Origin of the sequence: Actinomyces wuliandei, from assembly GCF_004010955.1 — a bacterium.
Classification (GTDB): domain Bacteria; phylum Actinomycetota; class Actinomycetes; order Actinomycetales; family Actinomycetaceae; genus Actinomyces; species Actinomyces wuliandei.
In genome coordinates, this window is the sequence record NZ_CP025227.1 from 2,076,866 (window position 1) to 2,092,736 (window position 15,871).

Consider the following 15,871-nt stretch of genomic DNA (forward strand, 5'->3'; position numbering starts at 1 on the left):
GCGCGCCCCGGCAGCCAGTCACCGACAGTGACCGAGTCCTCACCGGATGACATGCACGTCAGTCACCTATAGGGACTCGGTCATCTGTGAGGAACTGGCTCACCTGTGACGACGACGCCCAGGCCGGCTGACGCGGCTGCGGGCACCTACCGCACCGCCCGCAGGTAGCGCTCCCGGCCCGTGAGGTCCTGGCCGGTGGAGGCCTGCCGGAAGCCGGCACCCAGTGCCGCCTGGCGCAGCGCAGCGGACTGGCCCGGGTCGTGCTCCACGACCAGGACCCCGCCCTCACGCAGCAGTCCTCTGGCCCGGGCCACGACGGCGCGCGGCACGGCCAGCCCGTCCACGCCCCCGCCGTACAGGGCCGCCTGCGGGTCGTAGCAGCGGGTCTCGACGTCCTCGACCGCGCCAGCAGGCACGTAGGGCGGGTTGGCGACCACCACGTCCACGGTCCCGTCCAGCCGGGCCAGGGTAGCGGGGTCCGTGGCGTCACCGTGGACGACCTCGACCCGCCCCGGCACCAGCCTCTGGCAGTTCTCCTGCGCCAGGCCTGCAGCAGCCGCCTCCAGCTCCACGGCGACGACGCGTACGCCGGGTACCTCCCGGGCCACGGCGGCGGCGACCGCCCCGGACCCGGTGCACAGGTCAACCACCAGCGGCGCGGCTGGCGAGACCGTTGAGAGGGGCGTTACCGAGGCTCCCGACTGGGACCCTCCAGTCGTCCAGGGACTGCCAGCACCCGGGGACCCGCCGACCACCCGAGAGCCGCCAGCCCCGGCCCAAGGCTCTGGTCTCCCTGGGAACGCCCCCCTCAGGGCGTCGATCGCAGCCTCAGCGACCACCTCCGTCTCGGGGCGCACGATAAACACACCGCGGCGGCTGACCAGCTCCAGGCCGCGGAACCACATGACACCCAGAACGTGCTGGAGCGGCTCACGAGTGGCACGACGCTCGACCAGCACCGCGTAGCGCTCCACGAAGTCCTCACCGGCACCCTCGGCCAGCGCGAGCGGACGGCCCAGCAGGTGCTCGGCGAGCAGGCGGGCGTCCGCTGCGGGTGAGGCCACTCCGGCACGCGCCAGCCTCTCCCCCGCCTCACGCACAGCCCGGCGCAGCGCGTAGCGGTCAAGCACGCCCATGGTCATACCCCCGTGAGGCCCCGAGGGACCACCTGGGGGCATACGCCCCGGCCCCCTTCCCCGTGCGAGGTACCACGACCCTCACCGGCCCTCACCCACTGGCCCTCACTGCCCGCCGGCAGCGGCCAGCCGTGCGGCCTCGTCCACGGCGACGGCCGAGGCGATGACCGGCCCCAGGTCGCCGTCAAGGACGGCGTCAAGGTTGTAGGCCTTGTAGCCGGTGCGGTGGTCGGCGACCCGGTTCTCCGGGAAGTTGTAGGTGCGGATGCGCTCGCTGCGGTCCACGGTGCGCACCTGGGAGCGCCGGGCGGCGCTGGCCTCGGCCTCGGCCTCAGCAGCCCGCTCGGCCAGCAGGCGGGCACGCAGGACGCGCATGGCCGCCTCCTTGTTCTGCAGCTGGGACTTCTCGTTCTGCATGGACACGACGATGCCGGTGGGCAGGTGAGTCAACCGCACGGCGGAGTCCGTCGTGTTGACCGACTGCCCGCCCGGGCCGGAGGAGCGGAAGACGTCGATGCGCAGGTCGGCGGGGTCGATCTCCAGCTCACCGGGGTCGTCAGCCTCGGGCATGACCAGCACCCCGGCAGCGGAGGTGTGGATGCGGCCCTGGGACTCGGTGACGGGCACGCGCTGGACGCGGTGGACACCACCCTCGTACTTCAGGTGCGCCCACACTCCCTGCGCAGGCTCGACCGCTCCCCTGGTCTTGACCGCCAGACGCACGTCCTTGTACCCGCCCAGGTCGGAGCCGGTGGCGCTCATCACCTCAACGACCCATCCCTGGCGCTCGGCGTAGCGGGTGTACATGCGAGCCAGGTCGGAGGCGAAGAGAGCCGACTCCTCGCCACCCTCGCCCGCCTTGACCTCAATGATGACGTCGCGGGCGTCGTCGGGGTCGCGGGGGGCGAGCAGCTCTCGCAGGCGGGTGGCAGCGCGGTCACGCGCCTCCTCCAGCGAGGGCAGCTCGGCGGCAAAGTCCGCGTCCTCGGCGGCCAGCTCCCCGGCGTCGGCAAGATCGGTGGTAGCAGCCTCCCAGGCGCGGTAGGCCGCCACCACCTGACCCAGCTCCGCGTACCGTCGGCCCAGGCGCCTCATAGCGCCAGGGTCGGCAGCCGCCGCACCGGCCATCTGGGCCTCGATCGCGGCGTGCTCCTCCAGCAGGGGCCTCACAGCGGAAAAGTCCTCCACGCTCATGACTCACCTTTCTCTGAAGGGTCAGGCCCGGACCAAGGGCAGGCGAGCCAGGGTCGCCCCAGCAGCCCGGCCCAGCCTACGGCCTCGGGGACGCAGCACGCCTGCGGCTGCGCGCGGCCCACCACACAGAATGCGACCTCGGGGTACGCCCCACGCCTACCGGAGAGTCGTAGAGCGTACCCCGAGGTCGCACGTCGTCAGGCTGGCAGCGGCGGACAGGTCGGCCCTCCACCCGGACAGGCACGAGGCGTCAAGGCGCCGCTACTTCTTGCGCTTGCCGTAACGGGCCTCGAAACGGGCCACACGGCCACCGGTGTCGAGGATCTTCTGCTTGCCGGTGTAGAAGGGGTGGCAGGCCGAGCACACGTCCACGCGGATCTCGCCGCTGGTGACGGTGGAACGAGTCTCAAAGGTGTTGCCGCAGGTGCACGTGACGGTGGTGGCCACGTAGTCGGGGTGGATCCCCTGCTTCATGGTGATCTCCTCAGCTCTCAGAGAGTCCCGGGTCCCGCGCGGGCGCGTGGGTGAACCGGAGCCGTGGTGATTGTGCCACCACAGGGTCAGGCACAGCAAGACTCTCCCCGCCAGAAGCGAGTGAGACCGACCACCGCACCGTCCGACGGCGACCACGCGAGGCTAGCGGGCCTGCCTGGCAGCCTGGTCCGCACATTCCGCCCCCTCCTCGAACCAGGCAGCGTGGTCCGTGGTCTGCCCCCACGGCCTGGGCGGTGCTGGTGAACCCGCCGCGCCTGAGCAGCTCGACCAGCCCCTTGTTGGCCATACCGGCGTGGATGACAAGGGACCGCGTGCGCGGCAACTGGTAGAACCAAGGGCGAGGGTTTCCTGCACGCGGCGGCAGCGTGACCGAGCCCCCGGTGGAGAATCCGAAGCCGCGGTCCTCCATGAGCGGGGTCAGCTCGATGTTCTTGTCGAAGCCTGCGACCAGGCCCACCGGGTTGCGCAGGAGCGGGCCGCACAGGACGGTTTCCAGCGAAGGGTGGTCGTGGGCGCGGGCGCGCGCGAGCCCGCGCCAGAGGCAGGCTCTCAGCGATAACCCACACTGCGCGCCACCCCAACGTCACGCACAGTGTTTCAAAGCAAGTCTACTAGCGTCAACCGAAAGTCGCACACACCTTTACTGCATTACGTCGAGACATATTGTTCTCGACGAAACGCCACCTCATTTTGTTGAAATTACCGCCTCGGTACACGACACATCATCACAACCCACCGACGACCTGCACGACCCAGCAACACCAAGTGAGAACTCTCACCAGACAGCACTGGTCGTGCAGGTCGTCGAGCCCACCCCGGTGCCGACAGGCACCGACGGCCGCCTCCCTGCTCGGGGCGCATGAGAAGAACCTCCGAGGGACGAGACTGCGGCCGCTCTCCACCACGACCCCGACCAAGGCCCCAGAAACGCCCTCGGGACAGGCCGGAGTCAGTCTGTGTCAGCGTCGGCGTCGGCCAGCGAGGTGCCGCTCGGTGTCGTCTTGGAGATGACCATGAGGAACTCGGCGTTGGACCGGGTGTCCTTGAGCTTGGAGAGCACCAGCTCCAGGGCCTGCTGCTGCTCCAGCCCGGTGAACAGCCGACGCAGCCTCCACATGATCTTGAGCTGGGCGGGGTCGATGAGCAGCTCCTCGCGGCGGGTGGAGGAGGCAGCCACGTCCACGGCCGGGAAGATCCGCTTCTCCGCCAGCTGGCGGGACAGGCGCAGCTCCATGTTGCCTGTGCCCTTGAACTCCTCAAAGATGACCTCGTCCATCCTGGAGCCGGTATCCACCAGGGCTGTCGCCAGGATGGTCAGGGAGCCACCGTTCTCAATGTTGCGGGCGGCACCGAAGAAGCGCTTGGGCGGGTAGAGGGCCGAGGCGTCCACACCGCCGGAGAGGATTCGCCCCGAGGCGGGAGCAGCCAGGTTGTAGGCCCGCCCCAGACGGGTGATGGAGTCCAGGAGCACGACGACGTCCTGGCCCAGCTCGACCAGACGCTTGGCCCGCTCGATAGCCAGCTCGGCCACGGTCGTGTGGTCCGACGCCGGACGGTCGAAGGTGGAGGCGATGACCTCACCCTTGACCGTGCGCTGCATGTCGGTGACCTCCTCAGGACGCTCGTCCACCAGGACGACCATGAGGTGGGCCTCCGGGTTGTTGACGCTGATCGCGTTGGCGATCTGCTGGAGGACGATGGTCTTGCCAGCCTTGGGCGGGGAGACGATGAGGCCGCGCTGGCCCTTGCCGATCGGCGAGACCAGGTCAATGACGCGCGGGGTCAGCGCCTTGGGGGTGGTCTCCAGGCGCAGCTGCTCCTGGGGGTAGAGCGGGGTGAGCTTGGAGAACTCAGGACGCCGCCTGGACCGCTCGGAGTCCATGCCGTTGACGGTGTCCACGCTCACCAGCGGGTTGTACTTGACACGCCCCGCACGGCCCTGGCGGCGGTTGCCCCGCCCGCCAGAGGTGAGGCCAGCGGCCTCCCCGCCCTCGCGCACCCACCCGGTCACGGCGTCCCCGGCGCGCAGGCCGCTGTCCTTGATGAGGTGGCTGGGGACGTAGACGTCCTTGGGCCCGGACAGGTAGCCTGAGGTCCGCAGGTAGGCGTGCTGGTTGTCGGTGACGTCCAGGATGCCTGCCACGGGCAGGAGGACCTCCTCCTCGCGGGGCTGGTTCCTGCCCTGGCGCCCGCTCCCCTCACCGCCGTCGCGGCTGTCACGGCCGTCCCGGTCCCGGCCGCGCTTACGGCCGCGCCGCCGCCGACCCCCCCGGTCCTCGTCATAGCCGTCCCCGCTCTCGTCACGAGAGCGCCGACCACGGTCGGAGTCGACCGCGGAGGTACCCGTGGCGTCAGCCAGGTCCCGCATCAGCGCGGCCTTGGCGTCACGGTGGCCCTCGGAGGTTCCTGAGCGGGCCTCGCCGCCGGAGAGCTCAACCCGCTGCGCGGCCTCGGGCGAGCCTGCAGCGGCCTGTACCCGACGACGCCCCCGACGGGACTCGCGTGAGCGGGGCTCCCACCCGGCGGGCTCCGACGACCCCTCACCGTCGTCACCGTCACCACCAGGGACCTTCTCCTGCCTGTCCGGCGTGTCCCGGCCTCGCCTCCCAGCTCGCCCGCCCCGCTCGGCACGACCAGCAGCGGCCTCCTGCGTGCTGCTGCCCTCAGCACCAGCACCGTGGTCGGCGCCAGGGGCATCGGCACCAGACCCGCCTGGCGCGTCGAGCCCCAGGTCAAGGGCCGGGGCCGCCTCCGGGGAGGTCACGCCACCAGCCTGGGAGGCGGACGACGCACGACGACGTCGCGGGCGCGTGGTCTCGGACGCCTGCGCCTGGGCGCCCTCAGCCGCGTCCTGAGGCTCCGAGGTACCAGCGTCCTGGGTGGGGCCAGGTTCTGCCGCTGCGGCAGCAGGCTTGCCAGCGGCCCGCCGGGACCCACGCCAAGCGGGAGGAGCGTCAGCGGGGTCAAGGGAGCCGTCCGCCTCACGGATGGCAGCGACAAGCTCGCTCTTGCGCATGCGAGAGATGCCCTTGAGGCCCATCTGGCCAGCAAGCTGTTGGAGCTCAGCCAGTCGCATCGTGGAAAGCGAGGGCTGGGCGGTCGAGGTCTCGGTCACGAGTGTCCTTACGGTGTGATGGAGCGACGCGGGGAGGCGTTCACCTACGGCCTCTCCTCAGACATCCACGGAGAGAGCCCACACGCCCGTTCCTTCTGAGGCTGCGCCTCATGAACAGGGGTCGTGCAGTCGACGGCACGGTGCAGTCCGAGCGGCCGACAGCGGCATCATAGCAGCACGTCACCACAGGGCCACTACGCCTCGCCACCGTGGGTAGGCACACACTGCCCTGCCTGCGGCACAGAATGCAGCGTGACGTAGATCATTTTACACCATCAAGGGTGCTCCGAGCCTGCGCCAAGCAGGTGCCCGGCTGTCACCGTCCCAGCAGGTCCCCCATCGGCGTGAAGTCAGCCATGGCGTCCACAGGAGCCTGCCAGGAGGCGATCTGCAGAAGCCGGGCCATCTGCGCACTCGCCCGCTCGATCCTCTCCCCCAGGGGCGCCTCGCGCTGCTCAGAAGGAGCCTGCCTCTCCCAGGACGCCCCGAAGTCCTCGCTGGCCACAAAGACCGCCAACGTCACCGGCTGGGCCTTGAGGTAGGTGAACAGCGGCCGCATGGCCGTCTCGGTGACCAGGGAGTGGCGGGCAGTACCAGCCGTCGCCCCTATGAGAACTGGGGCGTCCTCCACGGTGCCCTACGGCAGGACGTCCATGAAGCCCTTGAACAACCCGGAGTAAGACGCCTGGAGCACCGGGGAGACCGCAATGATGCCGTCGGCCTGGGCCAGCGCGTCGATCGCCTCACGAAGGGGCTCACTCACCGGCCCACCCACCCCAGCCAGGGCGATGTCACTGGCCAGGGGCCGCAGAGCCACCACCTGGGCGGAGGCCAGGCGGGAGGCCTCGGCCAGGTGACGGCGCGTGGCCTCGGTGAGCCGTTCGGCCAGCATCGCCGAGGTCGACGGCGTCCCCAGGCCCGCGTGGACAGTCACAAGCCTGACCAGGCGCCCCATCTGGGTACGGTCATAGGCGTCGTCGGGCCGCCGAGGCCCCTGCTGGCCCTCGGCCCCACCCGCCAGGCACGCCGCACCGCCTGCACTAGCAGCGTCAGCCACACCAGCGCTCCCCCCTGCACCCTCGGTCAGGCCAGTGGTCTCAGTGCTCTCAACCATGTCAGATCCTCACCTTTCGGCCGGTCGGCGGGTCAAAGTCTGCAGCCAGGGCAAAGGGTTCCTCCGCCGGGGGCTCGCCACCCTCCAGGAGCGCCCGGTGGCGCGGGTGCAGCGGAGCCTCCGGGACATCTGTCGGCCGGGCGCCCTCCAGCTCCGCCCTCAGAGCGGGAACGATCCTGGTCCCCAGGATCTCCAGCTGCCTCATGACCTCGGCGTGGGGCATGCCGCCCATGTCGATGATGAAGGCCTGGCGCTGGTAGTCACCGATCTGGTCACGGTAGGTCAGGTACTTGTCCACCACCTGCTGCGCGGCACCCACGGCCAGCGGCGTGTGCCGGACCATCTCCTCCAGGTCGGCCCCCTGGTACACGTAGCTGTTGCGGAAGTATGGCTCGAACTGGTCCAGTGCCTTCCCCCGGGTCTTGGCCACGAAGAGCTGCCCGCCCAGCCCCACGACCGCCTGCTCGTGGGTGCCGTGACCGTAGTGAGCGAAGCGCTCACGGTAGAGCTCGACCATCTTCCTGACGTGGTCGATGGGCCAGAAGATGTTGCTGTGCAGGAAGCCGTCCCCGTAGTAGGCGGCCCGCTCGGCGATCTGGGGCGAGCGGATCAAGGCGTACCAGACAAACGGCGGTACGCCGTCGAGCGGACGCGGCATGGAGGTGAAGTCCGTCAGAGGGGTGCGGAACTCCCCCTCCCAGTCCACGTTGGTCCGACGCCACAGCTGGCGCAGGAGGTCGTAGTGCTCCACCGCCAGGGAGATGCCCTTGCGGATGCCCTGGCCGAGCTGCTCGCTGGCCACCGCCATCTCCACGGTGTTTCTGATGCGCTGGTGCTCGCTGGGCGCCTGCCCGGTCGCGGGGTCGGCGACGACGTCGCCGACAGTGAAGGTGCCGAACTGCATGCGGGCTCCTCTCCTCGGTCTGAAGGAAGCACAGGATCCACTTGATTGATGGCTCAATTACTAGAGTCGGGGACCTTCGTCACACATCCCCTGCCCATCACAGCCGGGAGGGACAGAGAAACTAGAGAGCACCCCGCATCAGGCGACTCAGCCTCCAGCCGACCGGACTCACCGGTACCTCACGTTCCAGCAACAGCCCGACGGTCATCGGCGTCCCCGGCCCACAGCCACACCCCGCTCCCGGACACCAGCAGCCCTACGGCGACAGGGGCCGCTCTCCCCAAGGCCTCCACGTTGTACACAAGGTTCCATTCCCAGGGACACATACCCTGGACGGAGAGCACTGCGGCGACCACAAGCGGCAGAAGCACCGCCAGGCGTCTTGACGCCACTGTGCGCACCACCAGATGCAGCCCGCCCCACAGCACCACACCCCACAACCGCATGGCGGGAAGGACCGTGACCGGGAGCAGCGCCCCGGAGACACTCGCCCCAACGCAGGTGACCAGGGCAGCCGTGACCAGCCGAAGCAGCCGGATGAGGCCAGCGCTCCTGGGCGAGACAGCCAGGGACCAGGGAAGCGGCTCACGCAGCGGCACTGCCACCGTGACAACAGCCAGCGCGGTGGCAAAGGTCCCCAGCTGCTCCATCGGCCCGGGAGGGGACAGCGATCGGCGCTGACACGCGGAATCCCCACGCCTGCGGCAAGCGCCGCCAGGCACCAGGCAGCCAGAGCCGCCGGGGGCCACCACCACGGCGCAAGCAGGTACCGCAGAACAGGTTCTCGCTCCTCCGCCGGGCACCCACTGTGCGGTCCACCTCTGCCAACGGCAACCGTCACTGCCTCTACGAGCCGACTCAAGGCAGGTCCGCGAGATCGACGGAGCAGTCACGGATGTCCTGCACGTTGTCAGCCATCCAGGAGCTCACGACGCCGTCCGCCTGGGCGGACAGGGCATCAGCCCGGTCCACCAGGGACTGGTTAACACCGTCACGAAGCATCAGGTAGTCAGACGACGCCTCGCCATCCACGTCAGCAGTCTGCCACCACCACAGCAGCAGCACGACAATCGAGTCAGGCACCTCCGTCCCCTCCTGGCCCTCTGCCGCTCCCTCAGCGGCGCAGCCAGCCGCGAGCACCTGCCATTCGAGATAGTCAGCCGTCACCGTGCGTGCAGTGAGCGCCGTGTCCACGTCCTCACCATAGCCCGACGGTGCATACAGGACCTCCTCCCCGAGGTCATACCCCTCGACCTGGCCAGACGCAGCCTCGACGCCCCCCACCACTGCCGTGGGCCGCATCTCCACAGGAAACACCTCAAGAAGAGCGACCACATCCGTGTGGTAGTCCTCCAGTCCTGCAGCAGCGAAACGCGGGGTGCAGACCACGACCCCCGAGCCGGAACGACACACCGGCTCCTCAGCCCCTGCCACGGGCACTGAACGCACACCATGCAGCCCGCATGCCACAGACACGCCAACCAGCGTCACAACACCGGCCCACAGCAGGCTCCTGCGGCAACGCGCCAGCACCAGCCAGACCAGCAGCAGGGCCGCCGCCCACAGCGCCGCCCTCAGGACAAGAGTCACTGTCGCAGTACGCCAGGCAACCCACGGGAGATCGTCAGCGGGCACCCACGGCGCACCCAGTCCTTCGACGGGACCCGTCGTGCTGACGAGCAGTATCCACATGTAGGGAACGACCACGGCTGTCGTGTAAGCCAGGTACCACGGCAGCCGGGCGCCCAGAAGCACTCCCAGCGAACAGACCGCCCCCAGGGCCAGCACGGCGGCAACAACGCACAGCACCGCAGCACCGGCCTCCCGGGTCTGGGCACCCGCAGGGGCACGGTTTACGCCCACCGCCACAGAGGGTCCCCACTGTGGTACCCGCCCAGGTCCAGGTCACCAGCGGGCGGGCACGGGCTCCCGGGCCACACCCGGAGACCTCAAGGACCTCCTCAAGCCCCTCCCCCCGGTGCGCGCTGGCAACGACCGCCCCGGTCAGGCAGGCGACGACGCACGGAAGAACCATAACCCGCGCCCACGCCCCGACAGCTGCGGAGGACCACCCGTACCACAGGGCTGCTGACTGCTGCATCCAGAAGGAGCTGAGGGCAACCTGCGCCGCCAGGGACCCCAGGAGGACCGCCCCTCGCCAGGGCGCCAGGAAAGTCCTCATCACAGGTCCCGGGAACCTTGGGGCGCATGAGAGCCCGGGAAGAGCTCCCGGCGGAGACTGAGCACGTCCGCCGTGCCGTCAGGACCAACCAGCTCGGCCAGGTCAGCCTCCCGGCTGATCCTCCCCCGATGCACAAGGGCCACCCGCGTAGCGCACCCCACGACGTCCTCCATGAGGTGGGTGGAGACAATGACAACAGCCTCATGGGCGACGCCACGCACGTGCCCCAGAAAGGCGGAACGCTGCTCGGGGTCTAAGCCAGCCGTCGGCTCGTCCAGAAGCAGCACACGCGGCAGCGTGGTCTTGCCTGCTCCGTTTCGACCGACAAGCGCCGTCACTCCGGGCGCAGCCGTCAGCGACAGTCCGTCAAGAACCTGGTGACGTCCAAAGGACACGACGAGATCGCGTGCCGCCAGCGTCATAAGGAGCCCGGCCTCAGTACCTGGAGGACCAGGAACCGCAGGGGTCAGGACGCAGAGAGAGATCCTTGCAGACCCGGGACCTCACGCCCTGGAAAGGGGTCAGGGGCCGAAGATTGCCGTGATATTACCCCCAACCCTGACAGCCGTCCTCCTGTGGGTCCTGGCACTGTACTTACCCACAGTGACATTGTTCGAGTTCCTGATGTCCACCCTGCCCGAGTAGTACACCCAGTTTCCGTGAGTAGAGCGGGTGGTGCCCGACACGCGCGCACCGCTGCTGTACGACACGGACCTCACTTGATAACCCGATCCGTCGCCGGATGAAACCCCTACCGATACGAGGGAACAGAAACGGACAGCGCCAGTAAGAGCGCGACCAGAGCAGAGAGAGCGCGCCGAGAAAGCACGCGGGCACAACGGGCGCATGAGTCCTCCCCCAACAAGTGAGATAGCAGCGAGACATTGGCAAGCCACTCGCAGGATCCGACAGCCAGCTGACTCGAAGTAAGGATAACAGGCTATCCGAAGAGGTTTCGAGGCCAGAGCCCCAGAGGGAAAAGTCCGTCTTTCCCAACTATCACGAGCCCCCCTTGTGGCACATCCACAAAATCAGAAGGAGGTAGGGACCAGACAACTACGCCCTCACAACCAGACCCCAGAAAAGGGTCGTATAGGACCTACCTGTCAGGCAATCTACTGCCAACTACCACCACATGACTGTCCAGAAAACTTTCAGGACAATCAGAGAGGACATTGAGCCACCTTGGGTGTGATAACAGGAAAGTCGTCAAACACCCAGCGGTCAGACCACGCCCCTCAGACCAGCCTGGCCCCCTCCAGGTCGATGCCGGGAGTGAGCACGCTCCAGCCGTGCCTCTCAAGAGCGGCACGCGCACCCTCCTCCAGGCGGGACAGCACCAGGACGGTAGGCCCCGCCCCGGAGATGACCGCCGGGTAGCCCTGCTGCCTCAGGGAGTCCATGACCGCCATGGAGGAGGGCAGCACGCTACGGCGGTACTCCTGGTGGAGCCGGTCCTCGGTTCCCGCCAGCAGCAGGTCGGGACGTCCCGCCAGGGCCAGCATGAGCACCGCTGCCCGGGAGGTGTTGAACAGGGCGTCGGCCCGGGGCACGGACTCCGGCAGCACCTTTCGGGCCTGCTGGGTGGACAGGCGCGTGGTCGAGGGGGGCACCACCAGGCTCACTGGCAGCGAGGCGTCCACGGGCATCGGCGCCGCGCACGGGGCCCCGTCCTCCTGCGTCCAGGCGACCGTCGCCCCGCCGAAGACCGCAGGGGCCACGTTGTCCGGGTGCCCCTCGAACTCGGTGGCCAGGGAGAAGACAGCACTGTCGTCAAGCACCTGGGGGTCGGAGAGCAGGCCGCGGGCCAGCACAAGCCCCGCCACCACGGCACTGGCCGAGGAGCCCATGCCGCCCCCGTGGGGGATCCGGTTGACGCAGCGCATCTCGAGCCCCGCCTGCGGGGCACCAGCCGCGTCCAGGCCCGCGCGCAGGGCGCGCACCACCAGGTTGTCGTCCCCCTCAGGCACGCTGCCCGCACCCACGCCCTCCACACGCACACGGGTGGCACCCGTGACGGCACGGACCTCAACCTCGTCGTAGTAGGTGAAGGCCATGCCGAAGGAGTCAAAACCCGGTCCCATGTTCGCCGTCGTCGCCGGGACACGCACGGCGGCACGCTCGTGGGCCAGACGCACCTCAGTCACCCTCGACACGCCGCACGGAGACGACCTCTACCACACGGTCGCAGCGCCTGAGCCCGTCAACAGCGGAGTCCAGGTACCGTACGGCAGCCGGGTGGGTGACGATCGTGACCACGGCACGCTCCTGCCCCACGTAGGCGTTCTGGCGCACCGAGTTGATGGAGACCCCGTTGTCGGCGAAGACGCTGGCCATGACGGCGAGCGAGCCAGGGGCGTCATCGACGAGCAGCTGGACCTGGTAGCGGGTGACGGCCGCCTCCGGCCCCAGGACCGGCAGTGCCGCATAGCTGGACTCACGCGGCGCCTGGCCCCCGTGGACCCGGTGCGCGGCTGCGGCGACGACGTCGGACAGGACCGCTGAGGCCGTCGGTGCGCCGCCAGCGCCCTGGCCGTAGAACATGAGGCGGCCAGCACTCTCCGCCTCCACCAGGACCGCGTTGAAGGCGCCGTGGACGCCGGCCAGGGGGTGGTCAGCCGGCACGAGGGCAGGATGGACGCGCACAGAGATACCAGAGGTACCGCCAGCGCCCCCGGTACCGTTGGCACCCTGGCTGCCACCCCCGGCACCCGGCCCCAGGCGCTGGGCGACCGCCAGGAGCTTGACCTCGCAGCCCGAGGCGTGGGCCTCCCGGATGTCCTCGGCGGTGATGTCGCGGATCCCCTCGACAGTGACGTCGTCCAGGCCCACCCGGGTGTGGAAGGCCAGGGAGGCGATAATGGCGCACTTGGCAGCCGCGTCCAGGCCGTCGACGTCAGCCGTCGGGTCCGCCTCGGCGTAGCCCAGCTCCTGGGCCCTGGCCAGGGCGTCGGCAAAGGAGAGGCCCTTGGTGGTCATCTCGTCCAGGATGTAGTTGGTGGTGCCGTTGACGATGCCGAGCACGCTGGTCACCCGGTCTCCCGCCATGGACTCCCGAAGCGCGTAGACCACGGGGACGGCGCCAGCGACGGCGGCCTCGTAGTAGAAGTCGGTGCCCGCTGCCGCCGCAGCAGCGTAGAGCTGTGGGCCGTGGGCGGCGATGAGCGCCTTGTTGCCGGTGACGACACTGGCCCCGGACTTGAGGGCGGCCAGGATCAGGGTACGGGCAGGCTCGATACCGCCGATGAGTTCGATAACGATGTCGTTGCTGGTCGCCACGGCGGCGGCGTCGTCGGTGAGCAGGTCGCGGGGGACCGCAGGATCGCGCGGTGCCTGCGTGTCACGCACGGCCACACCTGTCACCTCCAGACGCGCACCGGAACGGACTGCGAAGTCGTCAGCCTGCTCGCCCAGGAGCCTGATCACCTGTGTTCCCACGGTGCCGGCCCCCAGGACACCAACAGTGAGAGTGCGCCCTGTCTGGAAGGTCACGTATTCCACCTCTGCCATCCTGCCTTGTCGTGTCTTGTCATCGTGCCCTGTCGTGCTGCTGTGCCGCCAACCGCAGCAGTGAACCGTGCTGGCGGACCGCGCTTCCACGAGCCCTTCCGGCACAGCATAGGCGCGCTCAGGGCCAGGTGACACCAGCCTGGCAGCCGACGCCGCCTCCAGGGAGCAGCGTCGCGCTCCAGGACATGTCCCGCCTTGTCAGGACCCCGCAGGGACCCTGCCGACGCACGAAGGTGGCCCCGGCAGCGTGATCTCGCTGCCGGGGCCACCTGTCAGGATCCGTCGCCTAGGTCACGCCATAGGAGACGTCTGGGAGGTGTCCTGGCCCCCGGACCTCCGCCGACGTGACAGCAGCAGGGCTCCGCCACCGATACCTGCTCCGGCAAGAGCCAGGAGCGCGGCCACGTTCGCACCGGTACGGGCCAGGCTCTGGCCTCCCCCGGAGGGGGTCGGCGCCTGCGTGGCGGGCGCCGGGTCGGCCTGCGCCGTGGTGGCCTGGTTCCCACCGTCCTCGCCGGTGCCTCCCGGAGGGTCCTCGGAGGTAGAGGTGGCTCCCGGCTGCGGCTGGGCCTCGTCCTCAGTCGGCATCGGGGCAGGCGTGGAGGAGTCATCCTGGGAAACCACCGTGTTAATCAGCGAGACACTGGTGGAGACCTGGTCACCAATGGTGAAGGTGCCCGTCCTCTCCCCCTCGACCACGAACACGGGCTCACCCCAGCTGTACCCAGCGTGATCAGTGGTGGCGTCGGAGGTGTGCTCGCTCAGGGTCACGGTGGTCCCCACCGGGAAGGTCCCGTCAAACTGGGTCCTCTCGCCGGCTGTCACCGTCATCGACGTGGTCCCGGACCGCTCATCACCCGAGGGGGCGTCACCCTCGGGGGCGCTCCACCCGGAGTAGGAGCTGGCTGGTGCCGGGAGCTCGTAGGCCGCGTCCACCACGAAGGTGGAGCCCTCAGCAGCAAACGGGAGGTCACCCTCGAACGTCTTGGTGACGTTAAAGGTACCGAAGCCCCGCTCCATCTCCACGGAGATGTCGAAGTACTGGACGTAGGAGCGGGTCTCGGTGTCCCCGGCCCCGGTGCCGTCCAGGGCAACGGAGTTGGTGTAGGAGACCCCCTGAGTCGCCTGGCCGCCGTCGAAGGAGACGGGGTACTCCATGGCGTAGTCGGCGTCGGCCTCGAAGGGCCCGGTGATCGAGATCGTGGCGGTGCGGCCGTCGGAGGACAGGGACACGTCCATGTCGAAGTCCCCGCGCTCCGTGCTGTCGTCAGTGCCGTCCGCACGGGTGAGTGCTGAGCCGCCGCCTCCGGCGGAGTCGTTCTTGAGGTACTTCAGCGCCAGGGTCCAGCGGCTCATGTCGGTGGAGAAGCTGGAGCCGGCACCGAGCTCGTCGGTGAAGGTCACGGTCTGGCGCGTCTGCCCGTCCAGGGTCAGGCCCAGCTGGTCGGCCACGTAGTTGGAGCCGAAGTTGACCCCCCAGGTCAGCTCGGAGTAGTCGTTGTAGAAGCTGGAGGCCCACTTGTCGATCTCCCAGTCGCCATAGCCTGGGCCGGTCCCGATGCCTCCCTCGCCGGGCAGGTCCACCGAGGTGGTGCCGTTGGCAGTGATGTCGGCCGTCGCCGAGGTGGTCGTCTCCGTGATCGCCAGCAGGGCAGTTCCCTGACCCTTGAACCCGTGGAAGCCTGCTGAGCGCAGCCGGGTAACCTGGTCGGAGAAGGTGCACACGATTGTCTTGGCGGTGAGCTCGCAGGTACCGATCTCCACGTTGGAGCCGTCGTGGCTGACCGTCATGGGCAGCGACTCGGACCGCTGAAGGTTCTCGAAGTAGGTACCCAGGTTGATCGTGAAGGAGTCGCCGGGCTGGAGGTCCGCGCTTGAGGCGTCCCAGTCGAAGGTCAGGCGGGCGTTGTCGTAGTAGAGCAGTGCCCCCTCCTGCGGCTCATTGTTGCCGTTGACGCGGGTCAGGCTCATGTTGCTGACGGTGATCCCCGTGTTCTCCTCGGCCTGAGCGGAGGATGCCAGTGGGGTGACCACGGCCAGGGCCAGGGCCAGGGCGGCAACCAGCACGGCAACCGCCCCCCCTGCGAGGGCACGGCGAGGCGCGATGCCCGTTGACACTGTGTTCATAAGGTCTCCGAGTTCAAAGGGTTGAGGACACAGGACGGAGGGAGTCATCGTCTCCCTTCATCGCAGGAGCGCGGCACGCGCGCTGGCGCACCGT

General features: G+C 68.9%; 14 protein-coding genes. All 14 read right to left on the minus strand.

Annotated features, from left to right (window positions below):
• Positions 1-146 precede the first annotated feature (146 nt).
• Entirely contained in the window at positions 147-1,136 is a 990-nt protein-coding gene (locus tag CWS50_RS08595) for a N5-glutamine methyltransferase family protein (RefSeq protein WP_127842463.1), read from the minus strand.
• Positions 1,137-1,241: 105 nt separating this feature from the next.
• Entirely contained in the window at positions 1,242-2,330 is a 1,089-nt protein-coding gene (gene prfA / locus CWS50_RS08600; protein ID WP_127842464.1) for a peptide chain release factor 1, read from the minus strand.
• A gap of 261 nt (positions 2,331-2,591) precedes the next feature.
• On the minus strand, positions 2,592-2,804 hold the full coding sequence (gene rpmE, locus CWS50_RS08605; protein ID WP_119835858.1) for a 50S ribosomal protein L31: 213 nt from the start codon (positions 2,802-2,804) through the stop codon (positions 2,592-2,594).
• A gap of 10 nt (positions 2,805-2,814) precedes the next feature.
• The gene (locus CWS50_RS08610) at positions 2,815-3,378 is read right to left on the minus strand and encodes a dihydroorotate dehydrogenase (RefSeq protein ID WP_127842465.1); all 564 of its coding nucleotides are present in this window, start codon (positions 3,376-3,378) and stop codon (positions 2,815-2,817) included.
• Between the two features lie 396 nt (positions 3,379-3,774).
• Positions 3,775-5,940, minus strand: a complete 2,166-nt coding sequence (gene rho, locus CWS50_RS08615; protein WP_127842466.1) for a transcription termination factor Rho — start codon at positions 5,938-5,940, stop codon at positions 3,775-3,777.
• Between the two features lie 316 nt (positions 5,941-6,256).
• A complete protein-coding gene (locus CWS50_RS13955) occupies positions 6,257-6,571 on the minus strand; it encodes an NADPH-dependent FMN reductase family protein (protein WP_306821252.1) in 315 nt (104 codons plus the stop codon).
• A 6-nt stretch (positions 6,572-6,577) separates the two neighbouring features.
• On the minus strand, positions 6,578-7,054 hold the full coding sequence (locus tag CWS50_RS13960) for an NAD(P)H-dependent oxidoreductase (protein WP_306821253.1): 477 nt from the start codon (positions 7,052-7,054) through the stop codon (positions 6,578-6,580).
• A gap of 1 nt (position 7,055) precedes the next feature.
• Positions 7,056-7,958, minus strand: a complete 903-nt coding sequence (locus tag CWS50_RS08625; RefSeq protein ID WP_127842467.1) for an LLM class flavin-dependent oxidoreductase — start codon at positions 7,956-7,958, stop codon at positions 7,056-7,058.
• A gap of 179 nt (positions 7,959-8,137) precedes the next feature.
• Positions 8,138-8,608: a hypothetical protein gene (locus tag CWS50_RS08630; protein WP_127842468.1), complete on the minus strand. Its 471-nt coding sequence runs from the start codon at positions 8,606-8,608 to the stop codon at positions 8,138-8,140.
• Positions 8,609-8,816: 208 nt separating this feature from the next.
• Positions 8,817-9,827 (minus strand): hypothetical protein, encoded by a 1,011-nt coding sequence (locus CWS50_RS08635; RefSeq protein ID WP_127842469.1) that lies wholly within the window; start codon positions 9,825-9,827, stop codon positions 8,817-8,819.
• A gap of 312 nt (positions 9,828-10,139) precedes the next feature.
• Positions 10,140-10,562, minus strand: coding sequence for a P-loop NTPase family protein (locus tag CWS50_RS08640; protein ID WP_127842470.1), 423 nt, complete (start codon positions 10,560-10,562; stop codon positions 10,140-10,142).
• An 816-nt stretch (positions 10,563-11,378) separates the two neighbouring features.
• Positions 11,379-12,278: a homoserine kinase gene (thrB, locus tag CWS50_RS08645; protein WP_127843363.1), complete on the minus strand. Its 900-nt coding sequence runs from the start codon at positions 12,276-12,278 to the stop codon at positions 11,379-11,381.
• Between the two features lies 1 nt (position 12,279).
• Positions 12,280-13,632: a homoserine dehydrogenase gene (locus CWS50_RS08650; RefSeq protein ID WP_243118258.1), complete on the minus strand. Its 1,353-nt coding sequence runs from the start codon at positions 13,630-13,632 to the stop codon at positions 12,280-12,282.
• A 309-nt stretch (positions 13,633-13,941) separates the two neighbouring features.
• A complete protein-coding gene (locus CWS50_RS08655; RefSeq protein ID WP_127842472.1) occupies positions 13,942-15,777 on the minus strand; it encodes a DUF7926 domain-containing protein in 1,836 nt (611 codons plus the stop codon).
• Between the last annotated feature and the right edge of the window lie 94 nt (positions 15,778-15,871).

Excerpts from the sequence above, each read along its gene's own strand:
- CWS50_RS08595 (WP_127842463.1), bottom strand. The coding sequence starts at position 1,136 with ATGGGCGTGCTTGACCGCTACGCGCTGCGCCGGGCTGTGCGTGAGGCG.
- prfA (WP_127842464.1), bottom strand. The coding sequence starts at position 2,330 with ATGAGCGTGGAGGACTTTTCCGCTGTGAGGCCCCTGCTGGAGGAGCAC.
- rpmE (WP_119835858.1), bottom strand. The coding sequence starts at position 2,804 with ATGAAGCAGGGGATCCACCCCGACTACGTGGCCACCACCGTCACGTGC.
- CWS50_RS13960 (WP_306821253.1), bottom strand. The coding sequence starts at position 7,054 with ATGGTTGAGAGCACTGAGACCACTGGCCTGACCGAGGGTGCAGGGGGG.
- CWS50_RS08625 (WP_127842467.1), bottom strand. The coding sequence starts at position 7,958 with ATGCAGTTCGGCACCTTCACTGTCGGCGACGTCGTCGCCGACCCCGCG.
- CWS50_RS08630 (WP_127842468.1), bottom strand. The coding sequence starts at position 8,608 with ATGGAGCAGCTGGGGACCTTTGCCACCGCGCTGGCTGTTGTCACGGTG.
- CWS50_RS08640 (WP_127842470.1), bottom strand. The coding sequence starts at position 10,562 with ATGACGCTGGCGGCACGCGATCTCGTCGTGTCCTTTGGACGTCACCAG.
- CWS50_RS08655 (WP_127842472.1), bottom strand. The coding sequence starts at position 15,777 with ATGAACACAGTGTCAACGGGCATCGCGCCTCGCCGTGCCCTCGCAGGG.